This window comes from Streptomyces sp. NPDC002566 (genome assembly GCF_042889585.1).
In the GTDB taxonomy this organism is placed as follows: Bacteria; Actinomycetota; Actinomycetes; order Streptomycetales; family Streptomycetaceae; genus Streptomyces.
Window position 1 is genome coordinate 409,225 of the sequence record NZ_JBIARD010000002.1, and the last position, 17,603, is coordinate 426,827.

A 17,603-nucleotide genomic window follows, 5' to 3' on the forward strand; every position below is an offset into this window, starting at 1 on the left:
CGATCCGCCCCCCGGAGCGGCTCAGCCGTGCAGGACACCGGTTCCGAGCAGGCCGAACAGCAGCACGCCCACCGCGAGCCGGTAGATCACGAAGGCGTTGAAGGAGTGCTTGGCGACGAAGCGGAGCAGCCAGGCGATGGAGGCGTACGCCACGGCGAAGGAGACGGCGGTGCCGACGATCAGGGGGGCCGCGCCCGCTCCGGTCCCGAGGGCGTCCTTCAGCTCGTACAGGCCGGCGCCGGTGAGGGCCGGGATGCCGAGGAAGAAGGACAGCCGGGTGGCGGCCACGCGGTCCAGGTCGAGCATGAGGGCGGTGGACATGGTGGCGCCGGAGCGGGAGAAGCCGGGGAAGAGCAGCGCGAGGATCTGCGAGCCGCCGACGAGCATCGCGTCCTTGAGGGAGGTGTCGTCCTCGCCGCGCTTGTGCCGGCCCATGCGGTCGGCGGCCCACATCACGCCGCTGCCGGCGATGAGCGAGCCGGCGACCACCCAGAGGGAGGCCAGCGGTCCCTGGATGAGCGGCTTGGCGGCCAGGCCGACGACGACGATCGGGATCGTCGCGAAGACCACCCACCATGCGAACTTGTAGTCGTGGTGGTAGCGCTGCTCCTTGTCGGCGAGGCCGCGCGCCCACGCGGAGACGATCCGCGCGATGTCCTTGCGGAAGTAGACGAGCACGGCCGCGATCGCCCCGACCTGGATGACGGCCGAGAAGCCGACGACCGCGTCGTCGTCGACCGGGATGCCCATCAGGCCCTCGGTGATCTTGAGATGGCCGGTGGAGGAGACGGGGAGGAACTCGGTCACTCCCTCGACGGCTCCGAGGACGACGGCTTGGCCGACGGAGATGGCGCTCATGGGATCCAGTTCTGCCGGTGGTTCTACGGGCGGTGCCCAGTCCTACCAGGCGCGGGCATGGATCCGTCTCATTCCCGCGCCGACGGTGACTTCAAGGCCATACGGCCTGTCCCAGGGCGAAGCCGGCGAATGCCGCGGCGAGGCCCGCCGCGACGCTGCCGAGGACGTTGGCGGCGGCCTGGGGTGCGGCGCCCGTCTCTGTGAGCCGCAGGGTCTCGTAGGAGAACGTGGAGTAGGTGGTCAGGGCGCCGCAGAGCCCTGTGCCGAGGAACAGCCGCAGGTCGGGGCCGAGGGCGGCGGCACCGGTCAGCGCGCCGAGGAGGAGGCAGCCGGCGACGTTGACCGCGAAGGTGCCCCAGGGCAGGACCGAGGCGTGCCGGGACTGCACGAAGCGGTCGGTGAGATAGCGCAGTGGGGCGCCGATCGCGCCGCCGACGACGACCAGCAGCCAGTTCACGTCGACCTCTTACCTTTCACGACTTCTCATGCCGGACATGTCGGGTCTCTTCCTCGACCGGGTCGTCCGGGCCGGGGGTGCTCGGGGTGGTGGGCCGCACCAGGTGCAGGGCGCGGCGGGTCGCCGTCGCGGTGAGCCACACCGCGGTGAGTGCGACGAGCGGGGTCGCGGCCAGATAAGCGAGGGCGGTGCGCGTCCGGCCGGTGTGGAAGAGCTGCTGGAGGTCGACGGCGTACGTCGAGAAGGTGGTGAAGCCGCCGAGGACGCCGGTGCCGAAGAAGGGGCGGACCAGTCGGTGGACGGTCAGCTCCTCGGTGATGACCACCATGAACAGCCCGATGACGGCGCAGCCGGCGGTGTTGACCCAGAGCGTCGTCCAGGGGAAGCCGCCGGCCGGCGTGGGCCAGTGCAGCGCGGCGGCGTACCGGGCGGCGGCGCCGAGTCCGCCGCCCGCGGCGACCGCGGCGAGCACCGGAAGCGATCCCGCGCCGCCGGCCCTCTTCCCGGCCTCCGGGACTGTCATGTCGTACGTCTCCCGCCTGCGACTTCGTGACCCCCTCTCCGGTGGGTCACGGCTGGTCGACAGGGTAGCGCCGGATCACTTCGGCGCCGGGGCCTCGCACACCGCGATGCCGCGTTCCCACAGGCTGCCCAGGACGAGCCGGCCGCGGGCCTCGCAGACGCTGGTGACCATGCGGAAGCCGGAGCGCCGGCGGGTGAGGTGGTGCACGGTGCGGCCCTCGTCGTCCACGGCGAGCACGCCGACGGAGCCGGTGGGGCGGAACGGCGCGCGCACGGCGAGCCGGGCCGCGCGCCGGCGGACCTCGGGGGACGCCCGGTGCAGGAGGTCGAGCGGGGGGACCCGCGGTCCGGCCAGGGCGACCCAGATCGGGCCGTCGGGGGCGCCGCGCCACAGGTTGTCCGGGAAGCCCGGCAGGTCCTCGACGAGGGTGTCGGCACGGCCCGCGCCGGGGCCGGTGAGCCGGTAGCGGGTGAGGCGGCGGGCGCCGGTCTCGGCGACGACGAGCGCGCCGCCGTCGGCGCTGAGGGCGAGGCCGTTGGCGAACTGGAGGCCTTCGAGGAGGACTTCGGGTTCCTCCTCGCCGGGTGCGAGGCGCAGCAGGCGGCCCGTGCCGGTGTGTTCGACGAGGTCGCCGATCCAGTCGTGCAAGGGGTGGACCTGGCTGGAGACGGTGAAGAAGACGGTCCCGTCGGGCAGGGCGACGACGTTGCTGCAGAACCGCAGCCGCTCCCCCGCCGCCCACTCCGCGAGGACGCGCGTGCGGCCGGTGCGGGTGTCGACGCGCAGCAGCGCGCCGTCCGCGTCGCACACCAACAGGTCGCCGTCGGGGAGGAGTTCGAGGCCGAGGGGGCGGCCGCCGATCACGGCGAGCTCCTCGACCCGGGCGCACACGGGGTCGTCGAGGCCGTCGACGCGCAGGATCCGGCCGTCCGCGAGTCCGGTCAGGACGCGGCCGTGCGGGTCGGCCACGACGTCCTCGGGGCCGGAGCCGCCGAGGGAGAGGTACCTCACGGGGACGAGATCCGAGGGTCGGTGCATGAGTGGGGTCTGCCCTTCGCTGGTGGGGTTCGGTGCCGGGACGCGGGGCGCGTGCGCGGTGTCGCCGTCGGAGGGGGCCGTGCCGGTGGGGCTCACGGGGGTGCGGGTTCCCCGCGGGCCGTCACCACCCTTTCTCGAACATCCGGGCCACTTCCGCGATGCGCATCTCGTCGCGCCGGTAGTGGGTGCGGCGGCGGATCCGCTTGGCGCGCAGCAGACCGAGGTCGGCGAGCAGGGTGAGGTGGGTGTCGGCGACTCTGCGGCGCACGCCCAGTTTCGCCGCGAGGGCGTCCGCGCTCACACCGTCCTCGACGAGGTCGCCGTGCCGTTGCGGCGGGAAGTGCCTCTCCGGATCCTTCAGCCACTCCAGGATGGCCAGACGCCGTTCGCTGACCGGAGTCCTCAGCATGTCGTCCCCTCCGTCCTAGTGGGACCGGGCTCCTAGGGCGTGTTGCGAAAGCAGCGCCTGCCCCGTTTCCTCCCACTGTCGCGCAGCGGGGGCGGCCGTGTCCTGGACTCCGCCACCCTTGGCCAGGATGCAACGCCACCTGCCCATAAAGCGGTTCGGGGGCGTCATGGAGGACGGGAAGGGGCCGCCCGCGTGGCGCGGCCGGCCCCTTGACTGCGTGTCGGGTGTCAGCGGTGGCTGAACCAGGACATCGAGGACAGCGCCCTGTCGTCGTAGCCGAACAGGGCCTGGTTCTCCCAGCCGTTGCCGGAGGCGGCGTCGGCCGGGTCCCAGCCGTTGCCCGCGACGGCGGTCCAGGTGGACTCCCAGTGGAACAGGCCGAGGCCGCGTCCGTTCGGGACGGCCTCGACGATGCTCGCCACGTCCTTCATCCACCGGGTCTGGCCGGCGACCGTGGCCGGGTAGCCGGGGACCAGTTCGCCGGGGACGTCGATGATGTTCTCGTGCGCGTCCTTGCTGTCCAGCCGGAAGGGGTAGGCCGTCTCGGCGACGAAGACCGGCTTGGCGTAACGGGAGGCCGCGTCGTCCAGGGTGGTCTGGAAGTCGGCGAGCGTGCCGTGCCAGTAGCCGTAGTAGGACAGGCCGACGACGTCGAACCTCACCCCGTGGGAGACGGCGTTGTCGAACCACCAGCGGGTGCCGGCCAGGTCGCCGCCCTTGGCGAGGTGCAGGGCCACCGCCGTGCGGGAGTCGACGGCCTTGACGGCGTCGTAGCCGGAGTTGAGCAGTCCGGCGAGCCGGGTCCAGTTGTCCGTGGAGCCGGCGGGCCACAGCGTGCCGCCGTTGATCTCGTTGCCGACCTGCACCATGTCGGCGGTGGTGCCCTGTGCCTTGAGGGCGCGCAGGACGTCCGAGGTGTGCCGGCTGACGTCGGCCTTGAGCTGCTCGTAGGAGTGGCCGGACCAGCGGGCGGGCACCTTCTGCGCGCCGGGGTCGGCCCAGGTGTCCGAGTAGTGGAAGTCGACCAGCAGCTTCATGCCCCGCGCCTTGACGCGCTGGGCGGCCGCCAGCACCCGGGCCTTGTCGTTGTAGCCGTCGGCGGGGTCCACCCAGACCTTCAGGCGCGCCCAGTTCTGCCCGGCGTTCCTCAGGATGGCGAGCGCGTCGCCCCTCGCGCCCGAACCGTCGCGGTAGACGCCGCCCTTGGCCTCGCTCTTGATGAGGGAGGAGACGTCGGAACCCTTGACGGTGAGGCCCGTGGAGCCCGGGGTGAGGGTCAGGTCGTCGACGTTGATCCAGTTCCCGGCGTCGGCGTCGGAGGCGACGCTGATCGTGCACTGGTGGCGGGTGACGGCGACGGAGGCGACGACGCGGATCCAGCCGCTCGCGGAGACCGGGATGTCGGTGCGCTGTTCGGGGCCGCCGCAGTTCTTCAGGCCTATGGAGGCGGAGTTCTGGCCGCCGCCGGAGCGCACCCAGGCGGTCAGGGTGTAGGCGCCGTCGGCCAGCCCGGACAGCCGCTGGTAGGTCTCCACCTTGTAGGGGGTGGACGCCCAGTGGGACAGGCGCAGGCTGCCGCCGTGGCCGCCCGCCTCGGTGAACGAGGCGGCGCTGTCGCCGCTCTCCGACCAGCCGGCGGGCACGGCGGTCCCGGAACCGTCGGCTTCGAAGCCGCCGTTGGCGAGCGGGGCGGCGGCGTGCGCGCTCTGCGCCGGGAGCGCGGTGAGGGCGAGTCCCGCGGCGAGCGGCAGCAGCAGGGCCCTGAGGGTGCGTCTGGGATGGAACATCGTCGTCCGTCGTCCCTTCGACGTGGTGGAGGTGGGGGGTGGCTGCCACAGGGAGGCGGTCTCACCGTGGCGAAGGCCTCCCTCGCCCGCGGCTCGTGGCTCCACGGGCGAGGAAGGAGCTGGTTCAGCTGTCGAGTCGTACGACCCGTACGGCTCCCGCCGGTACCGCGAGGCGGCCCGCGGCGTGTTCGCCGGTCAGCAGTTCGGTGCCGGGGGTGTCCAGCGGCACCTTGGCGTCGGCGCCGGTGTGGTTGATCGCGAACAGGTAGGCGCCCGTCTCGCCGGAGCGCCGGACGACCTCCAGGTCGCGCGGCAGTCCGGTGCGCGGGGCGAGCCGTGCGTCGTCGGCGGCCCGCTCCAGCAGGGCGGTCAGGCCGTCGTGGCCGAGGTGGGTGGAGACGTACCAGGCGGCGCCCTCGCCGAGGCGGTGGCGGGTGACGGCCGGGTGGCCGGCGGTGAGGCCGTCGGCGTATGTCCAGACCGTCTCCGCGCCGCGCGGCACGACGAACTCGCTCCACACGTCGCCGCTCAGCTCGACGCCGTCGGGGCCGGTGACCCGGACGCTCTCGCCCTGGAGCAGCGGGGAGAACTCCTCGACGGTCAGGCCGAGGACGTCGCGCAGCGCGCCCGGGTGGGGGCCCTCGTGGACGGCGTCGTGCTCGTCGACGATCCCCGAGAAGCAGGAGACGACGAGGGTGCCGCCGGCCTCGACGTATCGCGTGAGGTTGCGCCCGGCCGCCTCGGTGGTGAGGTAGAGGGCGGGCACGACGACGAGGGGGTGGGCGGACAGGTCGGCTTCCGGGTGGGCGAAGTCGACGGTGAGGTGGAGGTCGTAGAGGGCCTCGTAGAAGGCGTCGGCGCGTTCGCGGGCGTCGTGGTCCTCGCTGGGGCGCCAGGCGAGGTTCTGCGCCCACCAGGACTGCCAGTCCCACAGGACGGCCACGTCGGCCTCGGTGCGGGTGCCGCGCAGGACGCTCAGGGAGTCGAGGGCGGCGCCGAGTCGGACGACCTCGCGCCACACGCGGGTGTCGGTGCCGCCGTGCGGGACCATCGAGGAGTGGAACTTCTCGGCGCCGCGCCGGGACTGCCGCCACTGGAAGAACATGGCGCCCTCGGAGCCGCGGGCGACGTGACCGAGGGAGTTGCGGGCCATCTGGCCGGGGGACTTGGCTGGGTTGCGGGGCTGCCAGTTGACGCCCGAGGTGGAGTGCTCCAGGAGGATCCAGGGGGCGCCGCCGGCGACTGAGCGGGTGAGGTCGGCGGCCATGGCGAGGTTCACGTGGGTGCGGCGGCCGTCGGTGATCAGGTAGTGGTCGTTGGTGACGATGTCGACCTCGCGGCCCCAGGCCCAGTAGTCGACGGAGTCGCACTGGCTGAGGGCGGTCATGAAGTTCGTCGTGACCGGGACGCCGGGTGAGAGGCGGTGCAGGATGTCCCGCTCCGCGCGGAAGTTCTCGCGCATGGTGGCGTCGGCGAAGCGCTTGTAGTCGAGGGCCTGGCCGGGGTTGCCGACGGTGGGGGTGGTGCGCGGCGGGTCGATGTCGTCGAAGCTCGCGTAGCGCTGGCCCCAGAAGGCGGTGCCCCAGGCCTCGTTGACGGCGGCGACGGTGCCGTACGTCGCTCGCAGCCAGCGGCGGAAGTGGGCGGCGCAGGAGTCGCAGTAGCAGGCGGAGACGGGGACGCCGTACTCGTTGTGGACGTGCCACATCGCCAGGGCGGGATGGTCGCCGTAGCGTTCGGCGAGCCGGGTGGTGATGTTCGCGGCGGCCGTGCGGTAGTCGGCGTCGCTGTGGCAGATCGCTCCGCGGGAGCCGAACGCGAGGCGCACGCCGTCGGGGGTGACGGGCAGCGCCTCGGGGTGCGCGCGGTAGAACCAGACGGGCGGGCAGACGGTGGGCGTGCCGAGGTCGACGCGGATGCCGTTGTCGTGGAGCAGGCCGAGGATCCGGTCCAGCCAGCCGAAGTCGTACACACCCGGCTCCGGCTCCAGCAGCGCCCAGGAGAAGATGCCGACGCTGACCATGGTGACGCCGGCCTCCCGCATCAGCCGGACGTCCTCCTGCCAGACGCTTTCCGGCCACTGCTCGGGGTTGTAGTCCCCGCCGAAGGCGAGCCTGGTGAGGCCCCTGGGGGTGGTCTCCGGCATGGGCTCCGGCATGGGTGTCTCCCGTCGGATCGATCATTTGGGACCGTGCACACCACGGATCATGGGAACGTGCACACACCAGATCAGCGGTGCGAGGCCAACATAACCGCACAGCAACAATCATTGACAAGTGTCCAGGATGTTTCTCTACTGTGAACGCTCACAGAAGCACGGCAGGTTCTCGCAGCAGGTGGGAACCCAGGTCAGGGGAGAAAGATCCATGCCCAACGCGAAGCGCCGCCGGCTGTTCAGAGTCACGGCCGCCGCCGTCGCCGCCACCCTCGGCGGCACCGCCCTCGCCGCGTGCGGCTCGTCCGACGAGAGCGACACCCAGTCCGGACCGGTCTCGCTGACGTACTGGAGCTGGACGCCCGGCATGGACAAGGTCGCAGACCTGTGGAACGAGGGGCCCGGCAAGAGCGCGCAGATCACGGTCACCGTGAAGAAGCAGGCGTCGGGCGACGACCTGGTCACCAAGATCCTCACCGCGCACAAGGCCGGCAAGGCGCCCGACCTGGTCCAGGCCGAGTACCAGGCGCTGCCCACGCTGGTCAGCAACGACGCGCTGGCGGACATAGCGGGGGACGTCGGCGACGCCAAGGGCAAGTTCGCCGAGGGCGTCTGGCAGCAGACGACGCTGGGCACGGACGCGCTGTACGCGGTGCCGCAGGACATCGGGCCGATGATGTTCTACTACCGCGAGGACCTGTTCAAGCAGTACGGCCTCACGGTCCCCACCACCTGGGAGCAGTTCGCCCAGACCGCCCGCGCGCTGAAGAAGAAGGCGCCGGACAAGGACCTGACCACGTTCTCCGCCAACGACTCCGGACTGTTCGCGGGCCTCGCGCAGCAGGCCGGCGCCAAGTGGTGGACGGCCTCCGGCGACAAGTGGAAGGTCGGCATCCATGACGCGGCCACCAAGAAGGTCGCCGACTTCTGGGGCGGCCTGGTCAAGGAGGGCGCTGTCGACGACCAGCCGATGTACACCCCGGCCTGGAACAAGGCGCTCGACACCGGCAAGCAGATCGCCTGGGTGAGCGCCGTGTGGGCGCCCGGCACCCTGACCACCGCCGCGCCGGACACCAAGGGCAAGTGGGCCATGGCCCCGCTCCCCCAGTGGTCGCAGTCAGAGAACGTCACCGGCAGCTGGGGCGGCTCCTCCACCGCCGTCACCACCGACTCGAAGCACAAGGCGGCCGCGGCGAAGTTCGCCGCCTGGCTGAACACCGACGGCACGGCGCTCAACGCGCTGGCCAAGGAGGGCGGCATCTACCCGGCCTCCACCTCCGCGCAGCTCAGCGGCGCCTTCACCACGCCGCCGGCCTACTTCTCCAACCAGCCGGACTTCTACACCAAGGCCGCCGCCATCGCGAAGACGACGGCGCCCTCGGCCTGGGGCCCGAACGTGAACGTCGCGTACACCAGCTTCAAGGACGCCTTCGGCGCCGCCGCGAAGAACAAGTCGGACTTCTCCGCCGCTCTGGACACGATGCACGCGGCCACCGTCGCCGACCTCAAGAAGAACGGCTTCGGGGTCTCCGAGTGACCAGCGCACACGGCACGCCGTACGGGGCCGGGAAGGCCCCGTACGTCCTCCCCTCCCGCGCCGCGCGCCGCGAACGAGCGCGCAGCGCCCCGTACTTCTTCCTCCTTCCCGCCACGGTGCTGTTCGTGCTGTTCTTCGCGCTGCCCATCGGCTACGCGGTCTGGCTCAGCTTCCGCAAGGTGAAGGTGTCCGGGCTGGGCCTGGGCGCCGGGGCCCGCAGGGAGGTCTGGGCCGGCCTGGAGAACTACACGGCCGCCTTCACCGACGACGAGTTGCTGAACGGCGCGCTGCGCGTGCTCGGTTACGGCTGCATCGTGGTCCCGGTGATGCTGGGCCTGGCGCTGCTGTTCGCGCTGATGCTGGATTCCGAGAAGGTGCGGCTGTCCCCGTTCACCCGGCTCGCGATCTTCCTGCCGTACGCCATTCCCGGCGTGGTGGCGGCGCTGCTGTGGGGCTTCCTGTACCTGCCGGACGTCAGCCCGTTCTACTTCGTGCTCGACGCGCTGGGCCTGCCGCAGCCCGACCTGCTGGACGGCGGGCCGCTGTACCTGGCCCTGTCGAACATCGCGGTCTGGGGCGGCACCGGCTTCAACATGATCGTCATCTACACCGCGCTGCGGGCCGTCCCGGGTGAGGTGTACGAGGCGGCGAAGCTGGACGGGGCCACCCCGCTGCAGATCGCGCTGCGGATCAAGATCCCGATGGTGGCGCCGTCCCTGGTGCTGACGTTCTTCTTCTCGATCATCGCGACGCTCCAGGTGTTCAGTGAGCCGATGACGCTGAAGCCGCTCACCAACTCCGTTTCCACGACGTGGAGTCCACTGATGAAGGTGTACCGGGACGCGTTCCGCACGGGCGACGTCCACGGGGCGTCCGCGCAGGCCGTGATCATCGCGCTGGCCACGCTGCTGCTGTCCTTCGGGTTCCTGCGGGTCGCGAACCGCCGTACCGAGGGGGAGGCGACCCGATGAGTTCCCTCGCCGTCCACGAGGCGGCCGCCGCCGCCGGCGCCCGGGGCGCGGACCGCGGCCGCCCGCCGCTGCGCGCTCGCATCGCGTTCGTCCCGACGCTGACGCTGCTGTTCGGCGCGGCGTACTGCCTGCTGCCGGTGGCGTGGGTGGTGATCGCCTCCACCAAGTCGGGGCGTGAGCTGTTCTCCACGTTCACGTTCTGGCCGGGGACCGGCTTCGCCGGCAACATCGCCGATCTCAACTCCTATCGAGACGGCCTGTACTGGAGGTGGATGGGCAACTCCGCCCTGTACGCCGGCGCCGGCGCCCTGCTGTCGACGTGCGTGTCGGCGGTCAGCGGCTACGCGCTGGCGACATACCGCTTCCGGGGCCGGGAGACGGTGTTCAACGTGCTGCTGGCGGGCGTGCTGATGCCGCCGGTCATCCTGGCCGTCCCGCAGTACCTGCTGCTGGCGCAGGCGAACCTCACGGACTCGTACTGGTCGGTGCTGCTGCCGCAGGTCCTCTCCCCCTACGGCGTCTACCTCGCGCGCGTCTACGCGGCGGCGGCCGTGCCGGCCGACGTGGTGGAGGCCGGGCGGATGGACGGGGCGGGCGAGTGGCGGATCTTCACGCGGATCGCGCTGCCGATGATGGCGCCGGGACTGGTGACGGTGTTCCTGTTCCAGTTCGTGGCCGTGTGGAACAACTTCCTGCTGCCGTACATCATGCTCAGCGACGACGAGCGGTTCCCGATCACGCTCGGCCTGCACACGCTGCTGGAGCAGGGCTCCAACACGCCCGCGTTGTACACGCTGGTGATCACCGGCGCGTTCCTGGCGGTGATCCCGCTGGTGGCGCTGTTCCTGGTCGTCCAGCGGTTCTGGAGCCTGGACCTGCTGTCCGGGGCAGTAAAGTCATGACGATGAGCAATGGCGCGGGGGGCAGGCGCAGACCGCCGACGATCCACGACGTGGCCCGGGAGGCGGGGGTCTCACGGGGCACCGTCTCCCGGGTGCTCAACGGCGGGCACTACGTCAGCAAGTCCGCCCGGGAGGCGGTCGACGCGGCCATCCGCAGGACGGGTTACGTCGTCAACCGGCACGCCCGTTCGCTGATCACCGGGCGCTCCGACTCCGTCGGCTTCCTGCTCACGGAGCCCCAGGAGCGGTTCTTCGAGGACCCCAACTTCAACGTCCTGCTGCGGCACTGCACCCAGGCGCTGGCCGCGCACGACATCCCGCTGCTGCTGATGCTGGCCGGCACCGAGGACGAACGGCGGCGCATCACCCGGTACATCACCGCCGGGCACGTGGACGGTGTGCTGCTGGTCTCCAGCCACTCCGGTGACCCGATCGCCTCCGAGCTGCGCGAGGCGGGGGTGCCGCTGGTCGCGTGCGGCAAGCCGATCGGGCTCGGGTCGAAGGTGAGTTACGTGGCCGCCGACGACCGGGACGGCGCGCGGGACATGGTGCGCCATCTGCTGGGGCTCGGCCGGCGCCGGATCGCCGTGGTCACCGGCCCGCTCGACACCCCGGGCGGGGTGGAGCGGCTCGCCGGTTACAAGGAGGTGCTGGCCGAGGCGGGCGTCGCCTACGACGAGCGTCTGGTCGTCTCCGGCGACTACAGCCGGGCCAGCGGCGAGGCGGGCGCGGAGCGGCTGCTGGAGCGGGCGGCCGACCTGGACGCGGTGTTCGTGGCGTCCGACCTGATGGCGCAGGGCGTGCTGACGGTGCTGCACCGGGCGGGCCGGCGCGTCCCCGATGACGTGGCGGTGGGCGGTTTCGACGACTCCCCCGCGGCGACGGCGGCCTCGCCGGCGCTCACCACGATCCGCCAGCCCTGGGACCGGATCAGCGCCGAGATGGTGCGGGTGCTGCTCGCCCAGATCGGCGGCGAGGACCCGGCGGCGGTGATCCTGCCGACGGAGCTGGTCCGACGGGAGTCGACGTGAGGGGTCCGTCGACGTGAGCGGCGGGCCGACGCGGGGCGAGCACTTCTTGCACCCGCACTAGTTGCACGGTAAACAATGGGCGTCGACAGTGTTACCGTGCGGGTATGGCAGCGAACACGGTCGAGACGGGCCTCGAAGAGCGGTGGCGGGACATCCTCTCGGTGCACGCGCGCACGATGTGCGAGATCGACCGCGCGCTGCACCCCCACGGCCTCGGCGCGAGCGACTTCGAGGTGCTCGACATCCTCGCCGCCGAGGCGCCCCGGCAGGGTGACCAGTGCCGGGTGCAGAACCTCGTCGGCCGGGTGCACCTCAGCCAGAGCGCCCTGTCCCGTCTGATCGGCCGGCTGGAGAAGGACGGCCTGGTGGAGCGCTCCGTCTGCGTGGAGGACCGGCGCGGCGTCTGGGTCGCCCTCACCCCCAAGGGGCGCGACCTGCACACGGAGGTCCGGCCGCTCCAGCGGGCGGTGCTGGAGCGGATGCTGGGCGGCTGAGCACACCGGCAGGCGCCCACGCGGAACAGCGCGGGCGCCTGCGGGAACGTCCGGGGCCCTCGGGGGTGTGGTCAGGTCACCTGGCCAGCAGTGTGCGGACCCCCTCCGAGGTGAGGGTCAGGGGGTGGTCGCCGGCCGCGTCGATGGAGAGCGAGAGCTCCCCTTCCGGCCACTGGTGGGCGAGCGCGCCCAGCGGCACCAGGCGGTAGCGGGCCACCTCCGGGAGGAGGTCGACCATCTCCGGCTCGGAGGTGAAGACAGGGACCACGTGCGCGCCGCCGGGCTGCTCCAGCACGGGGAGCGCCAGCGTGGCGGGATTGGTGACGTCCTCGTCGGTGGCGTCGTCGGGGACGGGCACCAGCACGTCGCAGTGGGCGAGGGTGTCCAGGGCCTCGGTGTCCCCCGTGTCCTTGGCCAGCGCGTCCAGCGCTCGGGCGGCGGGGGTCGTGTCGGGCTCGTGGGCGGGTGTTTCCATGGCTCTTCCCCAGACGGGCGGCGGATGGGCGGTCCGGCCTCGCGTACCCGCTCGCACCGCGCTCAATCGGGGTGCGGTCGCCGTTTCGTGGATACCCGGGTCCTTTCCACGACGCTGGAGGGACACGTGAAGCACCCGGAGCCACCCCCTGTCACCGAGCGGCACGAGGAGGTCCTGCGCGCGCTGGCCGCGGCCGAGGAGCGCGGTGGCGGCGAGCCGGTCCATCTGGAGGAGATCTCGCGCGGGGCCGGGCTCGGCACGGACGAGACGCAGATCCTGCTGGACGACCTCAGGCGCGTCCACCACCGGGTCACCGAGCTCGCGGGCAGCGACCGCCCCGACCTCGGCCCGCGCTTCGGCACCGCGCCGCGGTTGTGATACCCGCAGGTAACGGCCCCCCTGAAGGAGCGTGGAACGAGCGGGTTATCGTATGAGCGCTGCCTAGCTCGAAAGAGAAACCTGTGACTGTCAACGACGACTCGTTCACCAACTGGAAGAACCGCGAGGAGATCGCGGAGTCGATGATCCCGATGATCGGGAAGCTCCACCGGGAGCGGGACGTCACCGTCCTGCTGCACAGCCGCTCCCTGGTGAACAAGTCGGTGGTCAGCATCCTCAAGACCCACCGCTTCGCCCGGCAGATCGCCGGCGAGGAACTCTCGGTGACCGAGACGCTGCCCTTCCTCCAGGCCCTCACCACGCTGGACCTCGGCCCGTCCCAGATCGACATCGGCATGCTCGCCGCGACCTACCGGGCCGACGACCGGGGTCTGTCGGTGCTGGAGTTCACCGCCGACGCCGTATCCGGCGCCACGGGTGAGAACAAGATCGAGCGCCGTGAGCCGCGCGACGTCGTGCTCTACGGCTTCGGCCGCATCGGCCGGCTCGTCGCCCGGCTGCTGATCGAGAAGTCCGGCTCCGGCAACGGTCTGCGGCTGCGCGCCATCGTCGTGCGGGGCGGCGGTGAGCGGGCCGGCGAGGACATGGTCAAGCGCGCCTCACTGCTGCGCCGCGACTCCGTCCACGGCCAGTTCCAGGGCACGATCACCGTCGACGAGGCGAACAGCACGATCGTCGCCAACGGCAACGAGATCAAGGTGATCTACGCGAACGACCCCTCCGAGGTCGACTACACCGCGTACGGCATCAACGACGCCATCCTGATCGACAACACGGGCAAGTGGCGTGACCGCGAGGGCCTGTCGAAGCACCTGCGGCCCGGCGTCGGCAAGGTCGTGCTGACCGCGCCCGGCAAGGGCGACGTGCCGAACATCGTGCACGGCGTCAACCACGACACGATCAAGCCGGACGAGGACATCCTGTCCTGCGCCTCCTGCACCACGAACGCGATCGTGCCGCCGCTGAAGGCGATGGCGGACGAGTACGGCGTGCTGCGCGGCCACGTGGAGACCGTCCACTCGTTCACCAACGACCAGAACCTGCTGGACAACTACCACAAGTCCGACCGCCGGGGCCGTTCCGCGCCGCTCAACATGGTCATCACCGAGACCGGGGCCGCCTCCGCCGTCGCCAAGGCGCTGCCCGACCTCAAGGCGCGGATCACGGGCAGCTCGATCCGCGTCCCGGTGCCCGACGTGTCGATCGCCATCCTCAACCTCCAGCTCGCCCGGGAGGCCGAGCGCGAGGAGGTCCTCGACTACCTGCGCCATGTGTCGCTGACCTCGCCGCTCAAGCGCCAGATCGACTTCATCAGCGCGCCCGACGCGGTCTCCAGCGACTTCATCGGCTCGCGGCACGCCTCGATCGTGGACGCCGGCGCGCTGAAGGTGGAGGGCGACAACGCGATCCTCTACCTCTGGTACGACAACGAGTTCGGCTACTCCTGCCAGGTCGTCCGCGTCGTCCAGCACGTCTCCGGGGTGGAGTACCCGACGTACCCGGCGCCCGGCGCCTGACCGCCGGGCGCCCCGCGCCGCGTACGGCCCCGTTCCCGCGTGCAGCGGGGGCGGGGCCGTACGGGTTTCCGCGTGTGCGGGGCTCAGTCGGAGACGGTCTCCGGGCGGCCCGGCTCCGACCAGTGGGTGTGGAAGGAACCGGGGCGGTCGGTGCGGCGGTAGGTGTGGGCGCCGAAGTAGTCGCGCTGCCCCTGGAGCAGGGCGGCGGGCAGCCGGCCGGCGCGCAGGGTGTCGTAGTGGGCGAGCGCGGCGGAGAACGCCGGCACGGGGATGCCGCGCCGGGCGGCCGACGCGACGGTCTCGCGCCACGGGACCTGCGCGGCGGCGATCTCCCGGGAGAACTCCTCCTCGGCGAGCAGGCTGACCAGCTCGGGGTCGGCGGCGTACGCGGTGCGGATGCGGTCGAGGAACGAGGCGCGGATGATGCAGCCGCCGCGCCAGATCTTGGCGACCTCGCCCAGGTCGATCTTCCAGCCGAACTCGCCGGCCGCGTCCTGGATCATCTTCCAGCCCTGGTCGTAGGCGACGACCTTCGACGCGTACAGGGCGTGCTCCACCTGCGAGGTGAAGCGTGCGGCCTCGGTGCGGCTGAGCTCGGGCGCGGTGCCGCCGGGCAGTCCGGCGTAGGCGGCGCGCAGGTCGCTCTGGCCGGAGGCGGCGCGGGCGAAGGTGGCCTGGGCGATGGCGGTGACCGGGGAGCCCAGGTCAAGGGCGGTCTGCACGGTCCAGCGGCCGGTGCCCTTCTGGCCGGCGGCGTCCGCGACGATGTCGACGAACGGCCGTCCGGTGGCGGCGTCGGTGTGGGCGAGGACCTCGGCGGTGATCTCGATCAGGTAGGAGCCGAGCCGGCCGTCGTTCCAGGTGCGGAAGATGGACGCGATCTCGGTCGGGGTGTAGCCGGCGACCTGGCGCAGCAGGTCGTACGCCTCGGCGATGAGCTGCATGTCGGCGTACTCGATGCCGTTGTGGACCATCTTGACGAAGTGCCCGGCGCCGTCGGTGCCGACGTGGGCGGCGCACGGCTCGCCCTCGATCTGCGCGCCGATCTTCTCGAACATCGGGCCGAGCACGGCGTACGACTCGGTGGAGCCGCCGACCATGATCGACGGCCCGTTGAGGGCGCCCTCCTCGCCGCCGGAGACGCCGGTGCCGACGAAGTGGATGCCGCGGGCGCGCAGGGCCTCCTCACGGCGGCGGGTGTCGGCGAAGTGGGCGTTGCCGCCGTCGATGATCATGTCGCCGGGCTCCAGGAGCGGGGCGAACTCGTCGATCACGGCGTCGGTGACCGCGCCCGCCTGCACCATGATCATCAGTCGGCGGGGGCGCTCCAGGGCGGCCACGAACTCCGCGGCCGTCTCGGCGGGCACGAACGCGCCCTCGTGCCCGTACTCGTCCACGAGCGCCCGGGTGCGGCCCGCGCTGCGGTTGTGGACGGCGACGGTGTAGCCGTTGCGGGCGAAGTTCCGCGCGAGGTTGCGGCCCATCACTCCGAGGCCGGTGACGCCGATGGCAGCGGTTGCGTTCATGAGGTACGTCCCTTGGATCGATCCGCGAGAGGGGCGCGCGGCCCCTCGTTGCCGACAGGTACGGCTCGGAAGGCGGATCTTCTCGACGAGGACGGAAGAAAGGTGCCTCGGCCCGCCCGCGGGGTGTCCCCGAGCGGCCGGAGCACCGCGGCGGAGGGGAGCGCCTCGCCTTCCCTGTGGCGCAGGCCACGTCGGCTGCGGGGGTGCGGGCATGTCGCCGGGCGGGGGCCGCGGGCTACCGTTTCAACGGCTCCCTGTCCCCCTCTTCGCAGTCCGGACGGCTTTCAGTGCGCGCAGACCTCTCCCCTGTCATAGCGGCGACCGCCCAGTGGCTGACCCGGTCGTATCCGGCGTCCGGCGGGGCGATGGCCTCGGCCCTGTGCGAGGCGCAGGCCCGGCAGGCGGTGACCGTCGCGGCCTGGTTGCGGTACCCGACGGTGATGGACGCCGCGCTGGTGGACGTGGCCGGCCCCGGGGGCTCGGCGCGCCTGGACCGGGTCAGCGGCGCGAAGGCCGACGACGCGGCCTGGCGCAGCTGGGTGGACGAGGTGGTCGCGAGCTGGGCGGCCTGTCTGCTGACCGACCCCGAGCTGGCCGCCCTGGCGGTGGCCGGCCTGGACGGCGGCGACCACACCACCGGCCTGCCGATGAGCTTCGGCCGCCTGCTCGCCCCGGACGCCCACGACCGCCGGGCGGCGGCCCTCCTGCGCCACCCCGACCTCCTGGCCCCGGTGTCCGACCTCCACCGCCGCCAACTCGTGAACCACTTGCACCGGGGCCAGGCACTCATCGCCTGAGCCCGGGCACTTCCGGGCCGGGCTTCGCTCAGGGCCCGGACGCCCGCCGCAGCGCGACGCGCGACGCGACGAGCGCCCGCAGCATGTCGACGTCCGCTCCCCCGCGCAGCCCGCGCTTGGGCACCAGCACCATGCCGCCCACAGTGTCGTCGACGACCAGGACGAACAGGTTCGCGGTCTCGATGCCGTGGCGGAAGGATGTCCAGGGGATCCGGGTCTCCATGAGCGAGGTGGCCGCCTGGACGCCGTTCCCGTTCACCCACATGACGTATCCGCGGTCACCCGCGACCCTGGTCAGCTGCCGCGCCCGCCACCAACGGTTCGCCCTGCTGCCGAACAGGCCTCCGAGAACCCCGGACGGGCCGATGACGCCCACCCCGCCGATGACGTCCGCAGGCGCGGCGCGCCAGGCGAGGACGGCGACGGCGACTGCCGTGCCCAGCAGGAGGAACGCCGGGACGGCCCATGAGGTCCGGCCGGTGCGTGCGCGCAGCGCCTCGGCGGCATCGGCCCGGGTCGGCACATAGGCCAGCTCCACGACGGTCGGCGCCGGATCCGGTTCCCTGAGGGCCGGCGCGGAGGCCGGCTCCGGGGCAGGGGCCGCCAGGGTGGGCGCGGGGGCCGGACGGGCGTCGGTGGGCGTTGCGGTGCTCGGCCGTTGTTCGTCCTTCACGGGAGGAGATCATACGAGCGCGGGTGAGCCGCGTTCGTCGCGTCCTCGCAGGTC

Annotated in this window: 18 protein-coding genes; 8 read left to right on the top strand and 10 right to left on the bottom strand. The window is 72.0% G+C overall.

The features are described 5' to 3' along the window. Positions 1–21 precede the first annotated feature (21 nt). From ACFYXA_RS09080 to ACFYXA_RS09110, 7 genes are all read right to left on the bottom strand, one after another. Entirely contained in the window at positions 22–858 is an 837-nt protein-coding gene (locus ACFYXA_RS09080; RefSeq protein ID WP_352248344.1) for an undecaprenyl-diphosphate phosphatase, read from the bottom strand. 91 nt (positions 859–949) lie between these two features. Next, entirely contained in the window at positions 950–1,315 is a 366-nt protein-coding gene (gene crcB, locus ACFYXA_RS09085) for a fluoride efflux transporter CrcB (RefSeq protein ID WP_352248342.1), read from the bottom strand. A 16-nt stretch (positions 1,316–1,331) separates the two neighbouring features. Then, positions 1,332–1,838 (bottom strand): fluoride efflux transporter FluC, encoded by a 507-nt coding sequence (locus tag ACFYXA_RS09090; RefSeq protein ID WP_389030005.1) that lies wholly within the window; start codon positions 1,836–1,838, stop codon positions 1,332–1,334. Positions 1,839–1,913: 75 nt separating this feature from the next. Then, entirely contained in the window at positions 1,914–2,876 is a 963-nt protein-coding gene (locus ACFYXA_RS09095; RefSeq protein ID WP_352248338.1) for an SMP-30/gluconolactonase/LRE family protein, read from the bottom strand. 121 nt (positions 2,877–2,997) lie between these two features. Further along, complete coding sequence (locus ACFYXA_RS09100) at positions 2,998–3,285, bottom strand: ArsR family transcriptional regulator (RefSeq protein WP_351089339.1); 288 nt, start codon at positions 3,283–3,285, stop codon at positions 2,998–3,000. A 227-nt stretch (positions 3,286–3,512) separates the two neighbouring features. Beyond that, positions 3,513–5,072: an arabinogalactan endo-beta-1,4-galactanase gene (locus ACFYXA_RS09105; RefSeq protein ID WP_389030010.1), complete on the bottom strand. Its 1,560-nt coding sequence runs from the start codon at positions 5,070–5,072 to the stop codon at positions 3,513–3,515. Positions 5,073–5,196: 124 nt separating this feature from the next. Beyond that, entirely contained in the window at positions 5,197–7,218 is a 2,022-nt protein-coding gene (locus ACFYXA_RS09110; protein ID WP_389031637.1) for a beta-galactosidase, read from the bottom strand. A gap of 220 nt (positions 7,219–7,438) precedes the next feature. Between ACFYXA_RS09110 and ACFYXA_RS09115 the strand changes: the two genes are divergently transcribed. The 5 genes from ACFYXA_RS09115 to ACFYXA_RS09135 all read left to right on the top strand — a co-directional run bounded on the left by ACFYXA_RS09115 (position 7,439) and on the right by ACFYXA_RS09135 (position 12,162). After that, positions 7,439–8,764, top strand: a complete 1,326-nt coding sequence (locus tag ACFYXA_RS09115) for an ABC transporter substrate-binding protein (protein ID WP_389030013.1) — start codon at positions 7,439–7,441, stop codon at positions 8,762–8,764. Beyond that, positions 8,761–9,735: a carbohydrate ABC transporter permease gene (locus ACFYXA_RS09120; protein ID WP_389030016.1), complete on the top strand. Its 975-nt coding sequence runs from the start codon at positions 8,761–8,763 to the stop codon at positions 9,733–9,735. The genes ACFYXA_RS09115 and ACFYXA_RS09120 overlap by 4 nt, the downstream gene beginning before the upstream one ends. Further along, the gene (locus tag ACFYXA_RS09125; protein ID WP_389030019.1) at positions 9,732–10,637 is read left to right on the top strand and encodes a carbohydrate ABC transporter permease; all 906 of its coding nucleotides are present in this window, start codon (positions 9,732–9,734) and stop codon (positions 10,635–10,637) included. The genes ACFYXA_RS09120 and ACFYXA_RS09125 overlap by 4 nt, the downstream gene beginning before the upstream one ends. Continuing rightward, a complete protein-coding gene (locus tag ACFYXA_RS09130) occupies positions 10,634–11,668 on the top strand; it encodes a LacI family DNA-binding transcriptional regulator (protein WP_389030022.1) in 1,035 nt (344 codons plus the stop codon). Before ACFYXA_RS09125 ends, ACFYXA_RS09130 begins: the two co-directional genes overlap by 4 nt. Before the next feature lie 104 nt (positions 11,669–11,772). Further along, on the top strand, positions 11,773–12,162 hold the full coding sequence (locus ACFYXA_RS09135) for a MarR family winged helix-turn-helix transcriptional regulator (RefSeq protein WP_389030025.1): 390 nt from the start codon (positions 11,773–11,775) through the stop codon (positions 12,160–12,162). Positions 12,163–12,238: 76 nt separating this feature from the next. Here ACFYXA_RS09135 and ACFYXA_RS09140 read toward each other — a convergent pair whose 3' ends face one another. After that, a complete protein-coding gene (locus tag ACFYXA_RS09140; protein WP_351089329.1) occupies positions 12,239–12,637 on the bottom strand; it encodes an SseB family protein in 399 nt (132 codons plus the stop codon). Between the two features lie 126 nt (positions 12,638–12,763). On the opposite strand from ACFYXA_RS09140, the gene ACFYXA_RS09145 reads away from it, so the two are divergent. Then, positions 12,764–13,015, top strand: a complete 252-nt coding sequence (locus ACFYXA_RS09145; protein WP_352248325.1) for a hypothetical protein — start codon at positions 12,764–12,766, stop codon at positions 13,013–13,015. A gap of 83 nt (positions 13,016–13,098) precedes the next feature. Further along, complete coding sequence (locus ACFYXA_RS09150) at positions 13,099–14,553, top strand: glyceraldehyde-3-phosphate dehydrogenase (RefSeq protein WP_389030030.1); 1,455 nt, start codon at positions 13,099–13,101, stop codon at positions 14,551–14,553. A gap of 83 nt (positions 14,554–14,636) precedes the next feature. Here the strand turns inward: ACFYXA_RS09150 and gndA are convergent, their stop codons facing one another. After that, positions 14,637–16,079, bottom strand: a complete 1,443-nt coding sequence (gene gndA / locus ACFYXA_RS09155; protein WP_352248323.1) for an NADP-dependent phosphogluconate dehydrogenase — start codon at positions 16,077–16,079, stop codon at positions 14,637–14,639. A gap of 287 nt (positions 16,080–16,366) precedes the next feature. On the opposite strand from gndA, the gene ACFYXA_RS09160 reads away from it, so the two are divergent. After that, positions 16,367–16,876 carry a hypothetical protein gene (locus ACFYXA_RS09160; RefSeq protein WP_352248321.1) on the top strand — a complete coding sequence of 170 codons (510 nt, stop codon included), beginning with the start codon at positions 16,367–16,369 and terminating at the stop codon, positions 16,874–16,876. 28 nt (positions 16,877–16,904) lie between these two features. Here ACFYXA_RS09160 and ACFYXA_RS09165 read toward each other — a convergent pair whose 3' ends face one another. Further along, positions 16,905–17,549, bottom strand: a complete 645-nt coding sequence (locus ACFYXA_RS09165) for a YcxB family protein (RefSeq protein ID WP_389030034.1) — start codon at positions 17,547–17,549, stop codon at positions 16,905–16,907. Positions 17,550–17,603: the final 54 nt, after the last annotated feature.

Bases quoted from the DNA above. Each gene is read 5' to 3' on its own strand.
- ACFYXA_RS09090 (WP_389030005.1), bottom strand. From the start codon at position 1,838: ATGACAGTCCCGGAGGCCGGGAAGAGGGCCGGCGGCGCGGGATCGCTT.
- ACFYXA_RS09130 (WP_389030022.1), top strand. From the start codon at position 10,634: ATGACGATGAGCAATGGCGCGGGGGGCAGGCGCAGACCGCCGACGATC.
- gndA (WP_352248323.1), bottom strand. From the start codon at position 16,079: ATGAACGCAACCGCTGCCATCGGCGTCACCGGCCTCGGAGTGATGGGC.
- ACFYXA_RS09125 (WP_389030019.1), top strand. From the start codon at position 9,732: ATGAGTTCCCTCGCCGTCCACGAGGCGGCCGCCGCCGCCGGCGCCCGG.
- ACFYXA_RS09135 (WP_389030025.1), top strand. From the start codon at position 11,773: ATGGCAGCGAACACGGTCGAGACGGGCCTCGAAGAGCGGTGGCGGGAC.
- ACFYXA_RS09115 (WP_389030013.1), top strand. From the start codon at position 7,439: ATGCCCAACGCGAAGCGCCGCCGGCTGTTCAGAGTCACGGCCGCCGCC.
- ACFYXA_RS09080 (WP_352248344.1), bottom strand. From the start codon at position 858: ATGAGCGCCATCTCCGTCGGCCAAGCCGTCGTCCTCGGAGCCGTCGAG.
- ACFYXA_RS09095 (WP_352248338.1), bottom strand. From the start codon at position 2,876: ATGCACCGACCCTCGGATCTCGTCCCCGTGAGGTACCTCTCCCTCGGC.
- ACFYXA_RS09100 (WP_351089339.1), bottom strand. From the start codon at position 3,285: ATGCTGAGGACTCCGGTCAGCGAACGGCGTCTGGCCATCCTGGAGTGG.
- ACFYXA_RS09140 (WP_351089329.1), bottom strand. From the start codon at position 12,637: ATGGAAACACCCGCCCACGAGCCCGACACGACCCCCGCCGCCCGAGCG.
- ACFYXA_RS09105 (WP_389030010.1), bottom strand. From the start codon at position 5,072: ATGTTCCATCCCAGACGCACCCTCAGGGCCCTGCTGCTGCCGCTCGCC.
- ACFYXA_RS09110 (WP_389031637.1), bottom strand. From the start codon at position 7,218: ATGCCGGAGACCACCCCCAGGGGCCTCACCAGGCTCGCCTTCGGCGGG.